Origin of the sequence: Pedobacter sp. R20-19, from assembly GCF_000708265.2 — a bacterium.
Classification (GTDB): Bacteria; Bacteroidota; Bacteroidia; order Sphingobacteriales; family Sphingobacteriaceae; genus Pedobacter.
Map to the genome: position 1 here is coordinate 60835 of NZ_JCKI01000005.1, position 19230 is coordinate 80064.

Sequence of the window (19230 nt, forward strand, 5' to 3'; positions counted from 1 at the left end):
GATCATGTTAAGATTAGGGATTTTAGGATTAGGAGAGGGCAGAAGTACCATTTCTGCTTCATTGGCGAGCAAGAAATTTAAGCTCATTCAAATATGCGATGTCAACAGGAAACTTTGCGAAGAACGTGCTTTAGAATTCGATTTCCACAACTGGACAACCAGTTACGAAGATATGTTAACCAGTGATAAAATTGATATGATTGCGATTTACACGCCAGACCACTTGCATGTTGAACATATTAAACTGGCGCTGCAGCATGGTAAGCATGTGGTTTGTACCAAGCCTTTTATTGATGATTTATCGCAGGCTAATGAACTTTTAGAATTGAGTAAAAAATCACGGAAGAAGATTTTTGTAGGTCAGAGTTCACGCTTTTTTGAGCCTGCTATGCGCCAGAAAAAAGATTTCGATAAAGGTTTAATCGGCGAATTAATTACAATAGAAAGTTATTATCATGCAGATCACCGCTGGTTTTTAGAGAAAGGCTGGTCACTCAAACAATCATTTAAATGGTTGTACGGCGGTTTAAGTCATCCGGTTGATTTTATCCGTTGGTATATGCCAGACATTGAAGAGGTAATGGGCTACGGCATGTTGAGTAGCAATGGATTAAAAGCCGGATTGAAAAATCAGGATACGATGCACTTCATTTTTAAGGCAAAAGATGGCAGGATTGCACGAGTGAGTGGTGCTTATACCGGGCCAACCCAGCCAGCAAGTCGTGATAGTGGAATGAGTTGCATTTTACGTGGCACGGAAGGTGCTAGTCAGGCCGATTATCATGAACTACGTTATTCAGTAACCACAAAAACTGGCGAAGAAAAGATTATTACCTGGGGCGACTCTACCTTAAAACACTATTTCCGCTTCGAAGGGCAAAGTCACCATGCAGGTGAATACCAAAACTACCTGGATTACTTTGCAGATAGCATCAACAATAAATTTACTGCCTATCCTGATTTGAAAGAGGGAATCGGAACGGTGGCACTTTTACAAGCGATGGATCAATCAATTGAAACGGGTTTGCCAGTAAAAATTGATGAGATCTTGAAAGCAAATCATATTACAAGGGAATCGATAGGCTTGTAAAAGATAGGTCGTCATTGCGAGGAGGGACGACGAAGCAATCTATTTTGTAGACTCTTAAGGAGGATTGTTTCAGCAGATGAAGGATTTGTTTCGCAAAGACGGATTTTATAAGGATCATCAACCTAATCGTCATGCTGACCTGTAGCGCAGCGGAAAGCTACGTAGTAAATTTAGTTCAGCACCTATTTAAGAAAGATCCTGAATCAAGTTCAGGAAGACGATTCTTCGAGTAGAATCGTCATTGCGAGGCACGAAGCAATCCTACAACTATGGGTTAAAATAGCGAACGCATTAAGATTACTTCGTCTCTCACAATGCAGAGCGTATAATAAATAGCAACCAAACCTAACCAAATAAACCAATGGGAAACATTGTAGAACGTTTAACCAGCTTAGATTACCTCATCGTCATCGCCTACCTTATTATTTTGGTCATCATCGGGTACCGGGCAAGCTTTTCAAAAGATAAGAACAAAGATGAAACGCTATTCCTGGCCAATAAATCTTTAGGCTGGGCAAGTATTGGCTTTAATATGTGGGGCACAAATGTCGGTCCATCAATGTTGCTGGCCTTTGCCAGTATAGGTTACACCACAGGCATCGTTGCGGTAAACTTCGATTGGTATGCCTTTATCTTTTTGTTTTTACTGGCCATTGTTTTCGCTCCGAAATACCTGTCAGCAAAAGTAAGCACCATGCCAGAATTTATGGGGAACCGTTATGGCGATTCTACCCAAAATATATTGGCCTGGTATGCCTTAGTAAAGATTTTAATCTCCTGGTTATCATTAGGCTTATTTGCCGGAGGATTTTTAGTCCGACAAATTCTGGGCATCCCCATGTGGCAATCGGTTACGGTTTTAGTGGCTTTTGCAGGATTATTTACCTTTTTCGGGGGATTAAAAGCCATTGCAAAAGTGAATGTTTTTCAAATGATTTTATTGATTGCCGTGTCATTATCTCTTACGCTTTTAGGCTTGCATAAAGTGGGTGGAATTTCTGCTTTGTATGCTAAAACCCCTGGTCATTTCTGGAACCTCATTCAACCTGCCAGCGACCCAAAATACCCATGGTATGCCATTCTGTTGGGTTATCCGGTAGCAGCTATTGCCTTCTTTTGTACCGACCAGTCGATGGTGCAATCCGTTTTAGGCGCAAAGAATTTGAAGCAAGGGCAATTGGGCGTGAGCTTTATTGGATGGTTAAAATTGCTGTCTTTACCACTGTTTATTATCACAGGAATTTTGTGCTATGTTTTATTTCCAAATCTTAAAGATCCTAATGAAGCTTACATGACGATGGTGACCAACCTTTTTCCTGCAGGGATGAATGGTTTGGTAATTGTGGTTTTAATTGCAGTTTTAGTGGGGACGATTGGTTCTTCCTTAAACTCTTTGAGTACCGTTTTTACAATGGATGTGTATGTCAAGAAAATTAATCCGCAGGCTACTAATAAGCAAATCATAAACATCGGTCGCTTAACAGTAGTTGCAGGCTGTATTTTTGCGGTAATTGTGGTTCTGGCCATTGACAATATTAAAGGCTTAAATCTGTTTGATGTTTTCCAATCAGTTTTAGGCTTCATCGCGCCGCCGCTTTCAGTGGTGTTCCTGTTAACGGTGTTCTGGAAAAAAACCACAAGAAAAGCGGTGAATTTTACTCTATCCATGGGCTCTGTTTTGAGTTTGGGTACAGGAATTACATACCTCTGGATTTTACCACCCGATAAATACACTTTTTGGCCACACTATCTGATGCTCTCGTTCTATATTTTCGCAGGGTTACTTATTATAGCTATCCTTATTTCACTTTTAGACCGAAGCCCGAGTATTTACAAAATTAATGATGAACATCAGGCGAACATCGAAAAGCCTAGTCAGATAGTCTGGATTTCGTGGACAGCACTTGCGGTAGTGATGGTTGTACTTTATATCTTCTTTAATGGACATTAAATTTACGTCATTGCGAGGTACGAAGCAATCTCATTTTTTCAAAATTCATTACTTATACAATCATGAAAAACCTTAAAAAAATACTATTACTCTTTTTTCTTAGCTTCCTGGTCATTCCAACTTTTGCCCAAAAAGCATCCTGGATCTGGTACCCTGGCGATTTCGATATTTACATGAGCAATGTGATGCAGAACCGGAGAACAGAACGCGGCTCGTTTTTTCCGGTATTCTGGAAAATGGATAGCCATTATGTTTTAGTAGATTTTCACAAAGAATTTACTTTAAGCCAACCGGAAGAAGTTAAACTTTTTGTGGAAGGAACCTACAATGTTAAAATCGATGGGCAAGCCATCACTGGTTTTCCAAAAAGCATTCAAATCCCGGTAGGAAAGCATAAGTTGAGTTTAAAGGTATATAGCCAGGGTACGGTTCCCGCTATTTTTGTGCAGGGTAAAACCATCGTTTCTGATGAAACCTGGTTAACCACTTTCGAAGACAAAGAATGGATTGATCAAAGTGGAAAGGTTTCGGATAAATCGGGAACTACATTTGTTTCCGCGGGCTCCTGGAATTTAACAGATCCAAACATGCTGCCCTCGAAATTTAAGTTGCCTGTAATTGAACACTATGCTGTAAACAAAGAAAAAGCAGGCAATGGTTATGTAGCAGATTTCGGGAAGGAAACATTTGGCTTCATCAAAATCCATGGTTTAAAAGGAAATGGAAAACTGGATATTTATTATGGAGAATCCAAAGAAGAGGCTTTATCAACTGATCAATGCGAAACGCTGGATCACCTGGATCTCCATCTAGCCAGTAAGAAAGATTCAGTGATGCCACTTTCAAAAGCGTTCAGGTATGTGAATTTTCAGGCTGAAAATGGAGTGACTGCCGATTCCATTTCGATGCTTTACGAATATGCACCAGTAACGGAACGGGGGAGTTTTAAGTCGTCTGATGCAGAGTTGAATAAAATTTATGATGTGGCAAAATATACCTTTCATTTGAACACCAGAGAGTTTTTTATCGATGGGATTAAACGCGATCGATGGGTGTGGAGTGGTGATGCTTACCAGAGTTATCTGATGAATTATTATTCATTCTTTGATGCACAAACAGTTAAAAGAACACTTTTGGCACAGCGTGGAAAAGATCCGGTTACGGCACACATTAATACCATTATGGATTATTCTTTTTACTGGTTTATAGGGGTTTACGATTATTATCAATTTACTGGCGATAAAAAGTTTGTGCAGGATATTTATCCAAGAATGCAATCATTAATGACTTATATTGATGGAAGAAAGAACAAAAATGGTTTATTGGAATGGATGCCTGGCGACTGGATCTTTATCGATTGGGCAGATAAATTGAGTAAAGATGGAGAAGTAAGTTTTGAGCAATTACTCTATGCCAGAAGTTTAGAAACCATGGCATTATGCGCTAAACTAGCCAATGATACCGAAAATGCATCAAAATACGATAGCGCAGCAAAAGCATTAAAAACAAAAATCTTCGAACTATACTGGAACCAAAGTAAGCATGCTTTGGTGCATAGCAGAATTGCAGATCAACCAACGGATAACGTTACGCGTTATGCCAATATGTTCGGCATATTCTTCAATTATTTCACACCAGAACAAAAGTTGGCCGTAAAAGAAAACGTGCTTCTGAATGATAAAATTGCCAAAATCACCACGCCATATATGCGCTTTTACGAACTGGAAGCCTTGTGTGCAATGGGAGAGCAACCTTATGTGTTAAAAGAAATGAAAAGCTATTGGGGCGGGATGCTCAAATTGGGCGCTACCTCTTTCTGGGAAGAGTATAATCCGGATAAAAAAGGAGTGGAGCACTTGGAAATGTACGGCAGACCATTCGGAAAAAGCCTTTGCCATGCCTGGGGCGCCAGTCCGATATACTTATTAGGGAAATACTATTTGGGCGTTAGTCCTGATCTTCCAGGATATGAAACCTATACCATTCAGCCAAATTTAGGTGGGCTGGAATGGATGGAAGGCAAAGTACCAACTGCTAATGGCAATATTTATGTTTACATGAACAAAAAAGAAATCAGGGTGAATGCTGCTGTAGGTACAGGAAAGCTAATTGTTAAAAGTAAATCAAAACCGATAGCAAAAGGAGCAGAAGTTAAAAAAGTTTCGAAAGGTGTTTATGAAGTGAGAATTGAAAAGAATATGAATTATGCGATCGGATATAACCCCCCAGCCCCCTAAAGGGGGAGTGAAAAGCATGTTGTGAAAAGCATAGTGGAAATGTAAAGCAGAAATACCGGGCGGATGCAGAGAAAACATCGTGAAACCAAGTCCCCCTTTAGTGGGCGATCATACATAAGTTCCACAACCTTAAATGAGGAGCGAAAAGCATGGTGGAAATAGAGGATGGAAATTTAGGGCGGATGCAGAAAGGATAGCATAAAACCAAGTTCTCTTTTTTGGGGCGATCGGGCATAAGTTCCATAGCTCTTAAAGGGGGAGTGAAAAGCATGGTGAAAATACCTGGCGGATGCAGAGAAAACATCGTGAAACCAAGTTCCCCTTTAGGGGCGGAGGGGTCTAAACCCCAATCCTTTGCTCTATCTTTTTAACACATTTATAAGCCTCAGCAAGGATCACTTCATTTTCAATTGCTTTATCTGTATTTAATGCATTTAACATAGAGATGGTTAAACAGGCAATGATGCCATTGTTGCTTGTCAAACCCACCGGAACTGAAATATCGGTTACGCCAGAAACTGAATCACTATTTTTTAGATAAGAACCATTTTGCTGAATATCTTTCAGGGAGATTAAAAAATCTTCCTGTTGAGGTTTTGCATATTTTTTATAGATCGCATTACTTTTTAAAGTTGCCGATCGCTCATCTTCAGGCATATAGGCAAGTAAAACCTTTCCTGATGCGGTAAGTGGTAAAGGAAACAGATTTCCTTCTTCAATAGAAAGCGCAATTGGCCCCGGACTTTTCGCATGAATAATCACCATTACCTGGTTCATGTATAAAATACTCAGATGGCAAGATTGGCGAATGCTGTTTGCCAACTCTTCCAACGGAAACTGCGCCGCTTTACGCAACTCATCAATAGGTGAGTGGCGATGAGAAAGATAAAACAGCTTAAGCGATAAACGGTATTTTCCAGAAACTTCATCACGCAGAATATAACCACGACTCTCTAAACTCATCAACATCCGATAAATTTCGTTCGGTGTTTTCTCAATGCCTACCGCAATTTCTGTTTGAGAAAGCGGAATAGATTGCGCTGATAAATATTCCAATATATCTAGCCCCTTATCTAAAGCTGGTGCCTGATATTTCGATTCTTTTTCGTTCATACGGGTCTAAATTTGGCTGTAGCAATTTTTTTACAATCCCAAACATACAAAATGCATTCATATTTATCGCTTACAACATTTTGTATTAATTTAAATACGAAGATATGTTTTCATATTTAAAAAAAACATTTATATTTGAATTGATGCAGTGTAGCGTTACAGATCGATTTCTTTTTTGCTTCAAGGTATTAATAACCATTTATAAACCCAAATAATTATTGCTCTGCGTAAAATTGGTAACGCAGAGTTAAATATAAAATAATGAGCAGAATTTTGTTTTTTTCCTGGCTATTTTCGATCAGCATTTCGCTGTCTGCGCAAGATCTTCAGGTTGCTCAATTATCCTGTGCTTACTTAAATAATCCAATTGGGATTGACCTTGTTACCCCGAATTTAAGTTGGAAACTGCAATCTTCTCAACATAACATCATCCAAACCGCTTATCAGATTCTAGTTGCAAGCAGCATTAGTAATCTTGGTAAAAACATTGGCGATGTTTGGGATACGAAGAAAGTAAGTTCCGATCAATCTATCCAGGTGCAGTATAAAGGTTCGAAACTACTCTCCACAAAAAAATATTATTGGAAAGTCAAAGTCTGGGATAATAAGGGAAAGGTTTCTGATTGGAGTAAACCTGCTTTTTTTCAAATGGGTTTACTAGATATAGCTGACTGGAAAGCTGCGAAATGGATCGCTTACGAAAAGTTGGCCGATTCAAATGTAAATGTGCTGCCAACTGACGGCAAAAAAGATAAATTTAATGCAAACAATGTGTTGCCCATGTTTCGCAGAGATTTTGTTCTGACAAAATCAATAAAAAGTGCAACCGCCTTTATTTCTGGTTTGGGGCATTTTGAATTGAGCTTAAACGGAACCAAAGTAGGAGATGATTTTCTTGCTCCCGGATGGACGAAATACGATAAAGAAGCCCTTTACATCACCTATGATATTACCAAACAGCTCAAAAAAGGTTCCAATGCTGTGGGCGTGATGCTTGGTAATGGCTTTTATTATGTCCCTCCGGTTAAAGGAAGATACAGGAAATTGAAGTCAGCTTTTGGTTATCCAAAAATGATCTGCTGCCTGCAAATTGAATATACTGATGGAACATCAACCAATATAGTGAGTAACGAAGATTGGAAGACGGCTCCATCACCCATCATTTTTTCTAGTATTTATGGTGGCGAAGATTATGATGCAAATCTGGAACAAAAGGGTTGGAATACTGCCGGATTTAAGGATGCTCACTGGAAATCAGCGTTGCTGGTTGATGGTCCGAAGTTAAATGCACAGAAAGAAGCGCCTGTAAAAGTGTTTGATCACTTTAGCGCTAAAAGCATTACACAGACTGGCAATCAGGAATGGGTTTACGATTTAGGTCAGAATTCCTCTGCCATTATCGAATTGAAAGTTCGGGGCGGTAAGGGAGATACCATTCGCGTTGCACCTGCAGAGTTATTGAAGGAAGACGGTACGATTACTCAAAAAAACATCGGCGGACCATCATATTTCACTTATATTTTAAAAGGCGATGGCTTAGAAACCTGGCGGCCTAAATTTTTCTACACGGGTTTCCGTTATTTGCAGGTTAAAGGTGGCATTCCTGTTGGAAAGAAAAATCCTTCAAAACAAGCTGTAATAGAGGATTTAACAGCGCTTCATATTCGCAATGCAGCAGAAATAGTGGGGAAATTTTCATCATCAAACGAATTGTTTAATAAGACTTTCACCTTAATCGATTGGTCGATTAAAAGCAACATGGTTAGTGTGTTTACCGATTGTCCGCACCGCGAAAAGCTGGGTTGGCTGGAGCAATTGCATTTAATGGGTAAATCGGTAAATTATAATTATGCCGCGGCACCCTTATTTAAAAAGGCAATTGTTGATATTCAAAATTCACAGCTTGCTAACGGACTCGTACCTGAAATCGCACCCGAATATGTAAAATTTGAATGGGGTGGAGACATGTTTCGCGATTCGCCAGAGTGGGGAAGCAGCTGTATTTTAGTGCCATGGGATTTATATCAATATTATGGCGATCGGCAAGTATTAATTGATAATTATCCCGTAATGCAGCGTTACCTTAAATATTTAGGCACAAAAGCTAATCAACATATTTTATCTCAGGGATTAGGAGATTGGTACGATCTTGGGCCAAAGCCACTAGGCGTTTCCCAGCTCACACCTATGGGCATCACGGCTACCGCGATCTATTATTATGATTTGCAAATCATGAAAAAAATCGCTGAGTTATTAGGAAAATCAACCGATGCTCGTCAATATGCTAATCTGGCTACAGTGGTAAAAAAGGCATTTAATCATAAATTCTTCGATAATAAAACCAAACAATATGGCTCTGGCAGTCAGGCTGCAAATGCAATGGCCATTTATATGAAATTGGTTGAAGATCTAGATAAATATGCTGTGATTGAAAATCTGGTAAAAGATATTAGGGCTAAAAATAACGGATTAACAGCTGGTGATATAGGCTATCGGTATGTTTTACGCGTACTGGAAGAGGCAGGAAGATCGGATGTAATTTATGATATGAACAGCCGTTCTGATGTACCCGGCTATGGCATGCAAATCGCCAAAGGTGCAACTGCATTAACAGAGAGTTGGGCGGCATTGCCAACTGTTTCAAACAATCATTTTATGCTTGGGCATTTAATGGAATGGTTTTATAGCGGTGTGGGCGGGATCCGTCAGGATGAAAATTCGATGGCATTTAATAAGATAAGGATTGAACCCGAGGTAGTGGGCGATTTAACTTTTGCTAAAACGGAATACGATTCTGCTTATGGTAAAATTACAACCGATTGGAAAAAATCGGCTAATGGATTTGAACTGGACGTTAATATTCCGGTCAACACCACAGCTGTAGTTTACCTTCCCGCTTCTAATAATCAGACTGTATCCGAAGTGAATAATTCAGTTTTCAAATCACTTGGTTATAAAAATGGAAAAGCAATAGTAGCCATTGGCTCGGGGAATTATAAATTTAAAGTGAAGTAGGATGAAAGCAATCTGGATCTATATCATTTTTGTCTTATCCGCACTTTCGGTTGCTGCACAGAAAACTTCAGGCGCAGTTTCGGCTGCAGAGATGCAAAAAATTTATAATGAAGTAAAAACGCCTTACAAGTATGGTTTGGTGATGGTTCCTGAAGATAAAGAACATAAAATGGATTGTCCGACCATCTTTAAAAAAGGAAAAGATTGGTACATGACCTATTTAATTTTTAGTGGTCGTGGTTATGAGACCTGGTTATCAAAAAGTAATGATTTATTGCATTGGGAGAACCTCGGAAAAATCATGTCTTTTGGCAATGCAGGCAAATGGGATGATAACCAAAAGGCCGGGTACAATGCCTTGTTAAATATAAAATGGGGCGGAAATTATGAAGTCAATCAGTTTGATGGCAAATACTGGATGTCGTATTTCGGTGGCAAAGAAAAAGGCTACGAAGTAGAACCATTATCCATCGGGATGGCTTACACGACTAAACATCCGTCAGTTGTTCAGGAGTGGAGGCGATTGGATCAGCCAGTTCTAAGTTCATTGGATGCTGATGTGCGCTGGTGGGAAAACCGCAATAAGCTTTTTAAAAGCACGGTTATTGAAGATAAAAAGAGGTTAACAGGTCATCGTTTTGTGATGTATTACAATGCCGTTGGCGATTCTTTAGCGAATAATAAAAAAACGCGGTGGTATGAGAGAATTGGTATGGCCGTTTCTGACAATATGATCCATTGGAAGCGTTTCCAGAAGAATCCCGTAGTTCATCATCCTGTTGGGATTACGGGCGATGCTGTGATTCAGCAGATTGGAAGTAATTACGTCATGTTTTATTTCGGTGCTTTCTGGCAAGACAGAAAAGGATCTTTCAATCGTTTTGCAGTCTCCAAAGATTTAATCAACTGGACCGATTGGACGGGTGACAACCTGATACAATCCTCAGAAAAATACGATGAATTATATGCACATAAATCTTTTGTATTGAAACATAAAGGTATTGTTTATCACTTTTATTGTGCAGTGAACAAGCAAAATCAACATGGAATTGCAGTGGCAACCTCGAAAGATCTTGGGAAAAGTAAAGTGAATTTTGTAAGTGAAAATCAGAATTAGAAATGAAGAGGCCTCAGTTTACATATAGGATTTTTGGGTTAATATTCTTAGTGTTTATTGCATTAAGTTATTGCAAGGCATCAGGTATCGCAACGACGTTCTCCCCTTTATCGTCATTGCGAGGAGGAACGACAGCTTGCCCCGACCTTTCGGGGAAGCAATCTACCTCTAAAGAACCCCATACCAGAACCAGCTTCAACAAAGAATGGAAATTCTTTTTAGGCGATGAACCAGGCGCCAAATCTCCTGCATATACCGATTCAAAATGGCGGAAATTAACTTTGCCACACGATTGGAGCATTGAAGGGAAATTTAATGAGAAAAATCCTGCAAAACCCGAGGGTGGTGGTTTACCTACTGGCATCGGCTGGTACAGAAAAGAATTTAATGCACCTACAAACTTTGCTAACAAATTAATTACGATAGAATTTGATGGTGTTTATAAAAACAGTGAAGTTTGGATCAATGGAAAATATTTAGGTAAACGCCCATATGGGTATAGTTCATTCGCTTACGAGATCAGTAAATATTTAAAACCCGGAAAAAACCTCATTGCCGTAAAGGTTGATAATGCTGCCCAGCCAGATTCACGTTGGTATTCTGGCTCCGGCATTTACCGGAATGTGTGGTTAACCTCGTCTGCAAAAGTTTCTGTTGCAAGATGGGGTACATTTGTAACGGCTGATCAATCTGGCCAAGTTCAGATTGAAACGCAGATCCAGAATAAAACATTAAAACCTCAGTCAGTTGCTTTAATTCATGCCATTTATGATGCCAGTGGAAAATTGGTTTTAAAAACTAGGCCTACACCTGTTAAAATAGATACTTCAGGCAACTTGATCACCAGTGAAGATCAGATTAAAAATCCTACACTTTGGTCGGTTGCCAATCCGAAGCAATACAAGCTGGTTACTCAAATTTTTCAAAACAATAAACTTATAGACGCTTACGAAACTAAATTTGGCGTTCGTTCTTTCCGGTTTGATGCAGAAAAAGGTTTCTCAATAAACGGTAAATCAATGAAAATATTAGGTGTTTGCCTGCATCATGATTTGGGTGCACTTGGTGCTGCGGTAAACGTTCGTGCCATGGAGCGACAGTTGGAAATCATGAAGGCGATGGGCGTAAACGCGATTCGTACGGCACACAATCCGCCCGCAACCGAGTTTCTGGATCTTTGTGATCAAATGGGTTTCCTGGTAATGGACGAAGCTTTTGACATGTGGGCGAAAAAGAAAAACAAAAATGATTACCATTTAAACTTTGCAGAATGTCATAAAAGAGATTTGGAAGATATGGTTGTTCGAGATCGGAATCATCCATCCATCATCCTCTGGAGCATTGGCAATGAAATCCGCGAACAGTTTGACAGCAGTGGGATCGCCATTACAAAAGAACTCGTTTCTATGGTTAAAATTTTGGATAAAACCCGCCCGGTAATTTCAGCATTAACCGAAACTGATTCAACTAAAAACTTCATCTATCAGGCAAAAGTACTTGATATTTATGGTTTAAATTACAATCATAAAAAGTATAAAGATTTTCCTAAAAATTATCCAGGTGTTAAGTTTTTAGCTACCGAAACCACATCAGCATTGCAAACCAGAGGTTTTTATGATACCGCTGATACGATTCGGCGCTGGCCCAGAGATGGTAAAACAAAGTTTACCGAAGGAAATAAGGAGTGGTCAGCATCTGCTTATGATAATGTTTCTGCTTATTGGGGTTCTACACATGAGGAAACCTGGAAGGAAGCGAAGAAATATGATCATGTTTCAGGTTTATTTGTCTGGACAGGATTTGATTACCTTGGCGAACCATTGCCTTATCCATGGCCGGCAAGAAGTTCTTATTTCGGAATCGTTGATCTAGCGGGTTTTCCGAAAGACGCTTATTACATGTACCAAAGCGAATGGACAGATCAGCCAGTGCTTCATATTTTACCACATTGGAATTGGGAACAGGGAAAATCAGTTGAGGTTTGGGCCTATTATAACAATGCCGATGAAGTGGAACTTTACTTAAATGGAAAGTCTCTCGGTAAAAAATCGAAGCAAAATGATGATTTACATGTGCTTTGGAAGGTAAATTTCGAGTCAGGAACATTGAAGGCTATATCCCGTAAAAAGGGAAAAGATGTTTTGACGACGGAAGTAAAAACTGCCGGAGCACCTGCAAAAATTGAGCTGGTAGCAGATAGAAGCAAGATCAAAGCTGATGGCAAAGATTTATCCTTTATTACCGTTAGGGTTTTAGATGCAGCAGGAAATGTAGTACCAAATGCAGATAATTTAGTCGATTTTAAAGTGGAAGGAAATGGATTTATAGCCGGTGTAGATAATGGCTTTCAGGCAAGTTTGGAACCCTTTAAAGCCAATTACCGAAAGGCATTCCACGGTTTATGCCTTGCCATATTGCAGTCAACAGAAAAAGTAGGTATGATTAAGCTAACAGCAAGTTCAGCTGGTTTGGCTTCCTCATCAATTACTATTAATACTTTTAAATGATGATGTCATACATGCGACTTACACCTTGCGTCTATCGGTTGGTGTCTCACCAACCGAAATAAAGCATAGTCGGAAGAGACACCGACATTAGGATTGGTTAAGTTTTCGTCCTTGCGAGAAGGAACAACAGCCTGCCCCGACCTTTCGGGGAAGCAATCTCATTCGGTAAATCGGATGAGCAATATGGTTGGTGAGACACCAACCATTAGGATAGTTTATCGGTTGGTGTCTCACCAACCGAAATAAAAACATGGCCGGTGGAAACACCAACCATTAGAAAAAATAATAAAGTGGAGAAGATAATTAATTTAAGAGGAATAACCTGGAACCACAGTCGCGGACTTTTACCGATGGTGGCAACAGCGCAGCGATTTTCTGAACTTTACCCCAATGTTCAAATCACCTGGGAGAAAAGAAGTTTGCAGCAATTCGCAGATTTTTCCATTCAGGAACTGGCAGAACGATTTGATTTATTAGTAATCGACCATCCCTGGGCAGGTTTTGCAGCCAAAACAAACTCGATAGTGCCCTTGGATTTCTATCTTTCTGATGATTATTTGAAAGACCAGGAACGAAATTCGGTCGGTCAATCTTATGAGAGTTATTTTTATGATGAACATTTGTGGGCCTTGCCAATTGATGCCGCAACGCCTGTGGCAGCATCAAGACCAGATTTATTCACTGAAAAAGACTTACAATTACCCCAATCTTTTGAAGAACTGTTAGTACTTGCAGACAGCGGTTTGGTTGCTTTCGCTGGTATTCCGATTGATGTCTTAATGAACTTCTACACGCTCTGCTGCTCATTAGGCGAAGATCCTTGCCAAAATGATCACGAAGTGATTTCAACAAAAACTGGTGTCGAAGCATTAAAAATGTATCGCGAACTGGCTTCAAAAATAGACCCTGCAAATTTCAATAGAAATCCGATTCAGGTTTATGAAGCCATGACATTAACTGATGAAATTGCTTATTGTCCCTTTGCTTACGGCTATTCAAATTATTCAAGAACCGGCTATGCACGTAAGGTGCTGCATTTCCATGATATGATTTCACTCGATTGGCAAACCAATTTGAGAAGTACGCTAGGTGGAACTGGGTTAGCCATTTCTTCAAAATGTGAAGAAATAGATATTGCAGCTAAATATGTGGAGTTCGTTGGTTCTCCGGTGTGTCAATCTACTTTGTTTTTTGAAAGTGGCGGTCAGCCAGGGCATTTAGCCGCCTGGAAAAACGATGAGGTAAACCGCCAGAGCAAGAACTATTTCTTAAATACTTTGCCAGCTTTACAGCGGGCATTCCTCCGCCCGCGGTACCATGGTTCCATGTATTTTCAAGACCATGCCGGCGATGTGGTAAGGAATTATTTAATGAACGGTGGCGAGGAGAAACAGGTTTTATCTGACCTGAACGAATTATATCAGAAATCTAAAAGTTTAGTGTTATCATGAACAGGCCATTAGAAGGACTTTTAGTTTTAGAGTTTTGCCAGTTTCTGGCAGGGCCATCCGCTGGCTTAAAACTGGCCGATTTAGGCGCACGTGTAATCAAAATTGAACGTCCAAATACAGGAGATGCTTGTCGACAATTATCCATCAAAAACCTTTTTGTGGATGAGGATAGCTTGCTTTTCCATACCATTAACCGAAACAAAGAAAGTTATGCTGCAGATTTAAAAAATCCGGAAGATTTAGAAAAGTTAAAGAAGCTCATTGGCAAGGCAGATGTGATGACACATAATTTCCGCCCTGGTGTAATGGAAAAAATCGGCCTTGATTATGCAAGCGTTCAAAATATCAACCCAAAAATTATCTATGGAATGGTTACGGGTTACGGTAAGGAAGGCCCTTGGAAAAATAAACCCGGCCAGGATTTATTGGTACAAGCTGTTTCTGGTTTAACATTCTTATCCGGAGTGGATACAGATGGACCTGTTCCTTTTGGTCTGTCCGTTTCTGATATCATGTGTGGGAACCATTTGGTACAAGGCATTATGGCTGCTTTAATCAAAAGAGCGAAAATGGGTAAAGGTGTTTTGGTAGAAGTCAGTTTACTCGAATCTATCCTCGATGTGCAATTTGAAGTGCTTACCACTTACTTAAATGATGGTGGGAAACTACCCGATCGGAGCAGTGCAAAAGGCAGTGCGCATGCGTACTTAAGTGCACCTTATGGCATGTACGAAACTAAAGATGGTTATATAGCAATGGCGATGGGAAATCTGCCCAACATTTGCGCGATCATCAATTGTAATATTTCCGATTTGTATGTGGAAGCAGGTTCAGCATTCGAAAATCGTGATAAATTAATCGTGCGTTTAGCAGAGACCTTTAAGAAGCAAAACACAAAAAAATGGGTTGATCTTTTAGAAAGTCATGGGATTTGGTGTGCTGAAGTATTAAATTATCAAACCGCAACAAACCTAAGTACCTATAAAAAATTAGAAATAGAGCAGGAGTTGAATTTAGGTGATGGCAAAAAAATGAAGACGACGGTAAGTCCGATTCGTTTAGATCATCAAAAGTTAACTGCATCGAAAGGTGCGCCAAAATTAGGTTTGAATACCGCAGATATCAATAAGGAATTTAAACTAGACTAACCCGTTTCTTGTTAGTCGGGATCTATAATCCGGACTTTTCGTTCTGAGCATTTTAAATCCTCAGTTAATAAGGTCAGGAAAATATTTCCTGACCAACTAAAAAAATAAAATTATGAAACCGCTTGAAGATTATTTAGTTATCGATTTCAGTCAGTTCCTTTCCGGACCGTCTGCGAGCTTGCGTTTAGCTGATATGGGTGCGCGTGTAATTAAAATTGAGCGTTCAGGTGTTGGCGATATTTGTCGAACACTTTACACCTCCAACCTGATCATGAATGGCGAATCGTCGGTTTTTCATGCCATTAATAGAAATAAAGAAAGCTTTGAAGTCGATTTAAAGAACGAGGTAGATTGCGAAATGGTTCGCGAGTTGCTTAAAAAGGCAGATATAATGATCCATAATTTTCGTCCGGGTGTGATGGAGCGCTTAGGTTTTGATTATCAATCCGTAACGGCACTAAATCCAACCATAATTTATGGCGAAATATCAGGCTATGGAACGGAAGGCGAATGGCGGAACAAACCTGGTCAGGATTTGCTTTTGCAATCGGTTACTGGTTTAACTTCACTCACTGGAAATGCCAACAGCGGACCGGTGGCCATGGGATTATCAATTGTAGATATGCTAGCCGGTGCGCATTTAGCGCAAGGTTTATTGGCCTGTCTTTACCGCAAAGCAATCAAAAACGAAGGTGGTTTTATACAGGTCAGCATGATGGAATCTGCTTACGATTTCCAGTTTGAAACGATCACAACCTTTATGAATGATGGGGGAGAATTGCCGCAACGGTCTGAAAAGAATAATGCAAATGCTTATCTGGGTGCACCTTATGGGATTTATCAAACCGAAAATGGCTACCTGGCATTAGCAATGGGCTCTATCCCACAACTCGGTGATTTACTGGGATGTGATAAACTTTTAGCTTATGAAGCGGTTGAAGAAGCATTTGATAAACGTGATGAAATTAAAGCCATTTTAGCGAGTCACTTAAGTACAGAAACAACAGAAACATGGCTTTCAAAGCTAGAACCTGCAGATATCTGGTGTGCAGATGTGTTAAACTGGAATGCATTATTGGATCATGATGGCTTCAAGGTATTAAATATGATTCAGGAAGTGGAGATGGTTGATGGTTATCGATATAAAACCACCAGATGTCCTATCCGGATTGATGGAGAATTATTAACTTCGACAAAAGGTTCTCCAAAATTAGGTCAGGATAACGATCGCATTGTAAAAGAATTTATTACACAGAAAACCATTGCAAATGTCTAACCAAGCCGATACTTTTAGAATAGCTGTACGTAAATTCGGTCCTTTTGAAACGGCTATGCAGAAATTCTGGGATCAATACTGTGCAATTTCCGGTTGTGATTTGAAATTAGAAATGGTCATTTTGGATTTGCATGAGCTTTACGAGAGCACCATTATTCAAAAAGGTTTAGCCAATGGCGATTTTGACATTGCTCATATCAATACCGATTGGGTTTACGAAGGATATTTGAACAATGCTTTCGAATTACTCAATCCCTATATCAATACTAAAAAACCTGTAGATTTTCCGAACGGATGGAGTAAATCCCTTTTGTCGCTACAGCGATTCGGCTGGGAAGTAGTGGGCTTGCCATTTCATGATGGACCAGAATGTTTGATCTATAGAACAGATTTGTTCGAAAGCGAAACTGAACAAGCCAATTATTTAAAGCAATTTGGAAAAGCCCTGGAAGTACCCAAAACATGGGAAGATTTCCATCAGGTGGCGCGTTTTTTTAATCGGCCCGCAGATCAGTTGTACGGAAGTATTTTTGCCTGTTATCCAGATGGACATAATGCTGTTTTTGATTTTTGTCTGCAACTTTGGACCCGAGGAGCGACCCTGGTTGATCAATCAGGGAATATTCAGATTCATTCGCAAGCCGCTGTAGATGGATTAGATTTTTACCGGAAAATGGTAAATGATGAAACTGCTGTTCACCCAAAATCTGCAGAATTTGAATCTGTTGCAGCAGGAATTGCGTTTTCAAACGGAGAAGCCGCCATGATGATTAACTGGTTTGGTTTTGCTGCAATGTGTGAGGTGGATGCAAATTCTAAAGTTAAAGGTAATATCGGTGTAGAATTATTGCCTGCAGCTATTGGAAAAGCATCAGCATCTTTAAATGTTTATTGGCTTTATACCATTGCCAAAGGCAGTAGAAATAAAAACCTGGCTTACGATTTTTTGAGGTTCGTTACCGATGTGGAACAAGATAAACAGCTTACCCTCGAAGGCGGAATCGGGTGCCGGATCTCCACCTGGAAGGATGCTGAAGTGAATGAAATTATTCCTTATTACCACAAGTTAGAACAATTACACGAGGTAGCTAATATGCTTCCTCAACATAAAAACTGGACTTTAATTGCTAAAGTAATTGATGAAATGGTTTTAAAAGCGATCAATACCGACGAGAAATCTTCGGTCTTAATTGAACAGACGCAAAACCAGATTAATAAATTGAATTAAATGAGTATTGAAATTAAATATCAACCAGCATTACCCGAAACCAAACAGCCTATCATCATCATTGGGGCAGGTGGAATCGTAGCTGATGCCCATCTTCCGGCTTATAAAATCGCTGGTTTTGAAGTTTTTGGAATTGTAAACAGAACCAAAGAGCGGGCACAAAAACTGGCCGATGCTTTTGGCATTCCAAATGTGTTTAATACTGTTGCAGAAGCCGTAGCAGCAGCACCAGAAAATACGGTATATGATTTGACCATCATGCCAGAGCAATACCTGGAAACCTTAAAACAGTTGCCCGATGGAAGCGCTGTGTTGATTCAAAAGCCAATGGGCGATGATTTTGCGCAGGCAAATGAAATTCTGGAGCTATGCAGAATAAAGAATTTAAAAGCTGCAATTAACTTTCAATTGCGATTTGCACCCTTTGTAAGTGCTGCAAGATTTCTGATCGAACGTGGCTCGATAGGAGAGTTATATGATCTGGAAGTTCGGGTCACCATTAAAACACCCTGGGAAATTTTTCCGCATGTGATGATTCATCCGCGTTTGGAAATTCAATACCATAGCATCCATTATGTTGATTTGATTCGTTCATTTTTAGGCAATCCGCAAACCGTATTGGCAAAAACCTTGAAGCATCCTGCAAAGGCGCTATCTTCATCCCGGTCTACCATTTTGATGGATTATGGCGACACGATGCATGCTATGATCAACACCAATCACGATCATGATTTTGGTCCTGATCACCAGGAAAGTTATATCAAATGGGAGGGAACAAAAGGTGCAATCGTAGCTAAAATTGGCTTATTAATGGAATATCCTCACGGCGTGCCTGATGTTTTCGAATATTGTATTTTGGAGGAGGGAAAATTACCGGAATGGCAAACGGTAAAATTAGAGGGTTCATGGTTCCCGGAAGCTTTTATTGGCACAATGGCAAATTTAATGCGATATAATGAAGGCTCGACTGATATTTTGTATACCAGTGTAGATGATGTAATTCAAACGATGGCAGTTGTAGAGAGTGCTTATCAATCGAGTAATATTGGGGGAGTTAAGGTTAATTCTATATAGAAAATCGTCATTACTAAGCAATC

At 39.7% G+C, this 19230-nt stretch carries 12 protein-coding genes; 11 read left to right on the plus strand and 1 reads right to left on the minus strand.

What is annotated here, in order from left to right; all coding sequences use genetic code 11:
* Positions 1-4 precede the first annotated feature (4 nt).
* The 3 genes from AN34_RS12235 (at position 5) to AN34_RS12245 (ending at position 5278) form a co-directional block, all read left to right on the plus strand.
* Positions 5-1090 carry a Gfo/Idh/MocA family protein gene (locus AN34_RS12235; protein WP_029285793.1) on the plus strand — a complete coding sequence of 362 codons (1086 nt, stop codon included), beginning with the start codon at positions 5-7 and terminating at the stop codon, positions 1088-1090.
* A gap of 361 nt (positions 1091-1451) precedes the next feature.
* On the plus strand, positions 1452-3041 hold the full coding sequence (locus AN34_RS12240) for an SLC5 family protein (RefSeq protein ID WP_029285795.1): 1590 nt from the start codon (positions 1452-1454) through the stop codon (positions 3039-3041).
* Between the two features lie 62 nt (positions 3042-3103).
* A complete protein-coding gene (locus tag AN34_RS12245; protein WP_029285797.1) occupies positions 3104-5278 on the plus strand; it encodes an amylo-alpha-1,6-glucosidase in 2175 nt (724 codons plus the stop codon).
* A 339-nt stretch (positions 5279-5617) separates the two neighbouring features.
* Here AN34_RS12245 and AN34_RS12250 read toward each other — a convergent pair whose 3' ends face one another.
* Positions 5618-6391 carry an IclR family transcriptional regulator gene (locus AN34_RS12250; RefSeq protein ID WP_029285800.1) on the minus strand — a complete coding sequence of 258 codons (774 nt, stop codon included), beginning with the start codon at positions 6389-6391 and terminating at the stop codon, positions 5618-5620.
* A 261-nt stretch (positions 6392-6652) separates the two neighbouring features.
* Here AN34_RS12250 and AN34_RS12255 point away from each other — a divergent pair, with 261 nt between their 5' ends.
* The 8 genes from AN34_RS12255 (at position 6653) to AN34_RS12290 (ending at position 19207) form a co-directional block, all read left to right on the plus strand.
* Entirely contained in the window at positions 6653-9406 is a 2754-nt protein-coding gene (locus AN34_RS12255; RefSeq protein WP_029285802.1) for a family 78 glycoside hydrolase catalytic domain, read from the plus strand.
* Position 9407: 1 nt separating this feature from the next.
* The gene (locus AN34_RS12260) at positions 9408-10523 is read left to right on the plus strand and encodes a glycosylase (RefSeq protein ID WP_029285804.1); all 1116 of its coding nucleotides are present in this window, start codon (positions 9408-9410) and stop codon (positions 10521-10523) included.
* Positions 10524-10573: 50 nt separating this feature from the next.
* Positions 10574-13030 carry a sugar-binding domain-containing protein gene (locus AN34_RS12265; RefSeq protein WP_231625545.1) on the plus strand — a complete coding sequence of 819 codons (2457 nt, stop codon included), beginning with the start codon at positions 10574-10576 and terminating at the stop codon, positions 13028-13030.
* Positions 13031-13320: 290 nt separating this feature from the next.
* Positions 13321-14481 (plus strand): ABC transporter substrate-binding protein, encoded by a 1161-nt coding sequence (locus AN34_RS12270; RefSeq protein ID WP_029285808.1) that lies wholly within the window; start codon positions 13321-13323, stop codon positions 14479-14481.
* Positions 14478-15629 (plus strand): CaiB/BaiF CoA-transferase family protein, encoded by a 1152-nt coding sequence (locus AN34_RS12275; RefSeq protein WP_029285811.1) that lies wholly within the window; start codon positions 14478-14480, stop codon positions 15627-15629. The genes AN34_RS12270 and AN34_RS12275 overlap by 4 nt, the downstream gene beginning before the upstream one ends.
* Before the next feature lie 112 nt (positions 15630-15741).
* A complete protein-coding gene (locus AN34_RS12280; protein ID WP_029285813.1) occupies positions 15742-16905 on the plus strand; it encodes a CaiB/BaiF CoA-transferase family protein in 1164 nt (387 codons plus the stop codon).
* Entirely contained in the window at positions 16898-18133 is a 1236-nt protein-coding gene (locus AN34_RS12285) for an extracellular solute-binding protein (protein ID WP_029285815.1), read from the plus strand. Before AN34_RS12280 ends, AN34_RS12285 begins: the two co-directional genes overlap by 8 nt.
* Positions 18134-19207, plus strand: a complete 1074-nt coding sequence (locus tag AN34_RS12290; protein WP_036677127.1) for a Gfo/Idh/MocA family protein — start codon at positions 18134-18136, stop codon at positions 19205-19207.
* Positions 19208-19230 lie beyond the last annotated feature (23 nt).

Excerpts from the sequence above, each read along its gene's own strand:
- AN34_RS12235 (WP_029285793.1), top strand. The coding sequence starts at position 5 with ATGTTAAGATTAGGGATTTTAGGATTAGGAGAGGGCAGAAGTACCATT.
- AN34_RS12240 (WP_029285795.1), top strand. The coding sequence starts at position 1,452 with ATGGGAAACATTGTAGAACGTTTAACCAGCTTAGATTACCTCATCGTC.
- AN34_RS12245 (WP_029285797.1), top strand. The coding sequence starts at position 3,104 with ATGAAAAACCTTAAAAAAATACTATTACTCTTTTTTCTTAGCTTCCTG.
- AN34_RS12250 (WP_029285800.1), bottom strand. The coding sequence starts at position 6,391 with ATGAACGAAAAAGAATCGAAATATCAGGCACCAGCTTTAGATAAGGGG.
- AN34_RS12255 (WP_029285802.1), top strand. The coding sequence starts at position 6,653 with ATGAGCAGAATTTTGTTTTTTTCCTGGCTATTTTCGATCAGCATTTCG.
- AN34_RS12260 (WP_029285804.1), top strand. The coding sequence starts at position 9,408 with ATGAAAGCAATCTGGATCTATATCATTTTTGTCTTATCCGCACTTTCG.
- AN34_RS12275 (WP_029285811.1), top strand. The coding sequence starts at position 14,478 with ATGAACAGGCCATTAGAAGGACTTTTAGTTTTAGAGTTTTGCCAGTTT.
- AN34_RS12280 (WP_029285813.1), top strand. The coding sequence starts at position 15,742 with ATGAAACCGCTTGAAGATTATTTAGTTATCGATTTCAGTCAGTTCCTT.
- AN34_RS12285 (WP_029285815.1), top strand. The coding sequence starts at position 16,898 with ATGTCTAACCAAGCCGATACTTTTAGAATAGCTGTACGTAAATTCGGT.
- AN34_RS12290 (WP_036677127.1), top strand. The coding sequence starts at position 18,134 with ATGAGTATTGAAATTAAATATCAACCAGCATTACCCGAAACCAAACAG.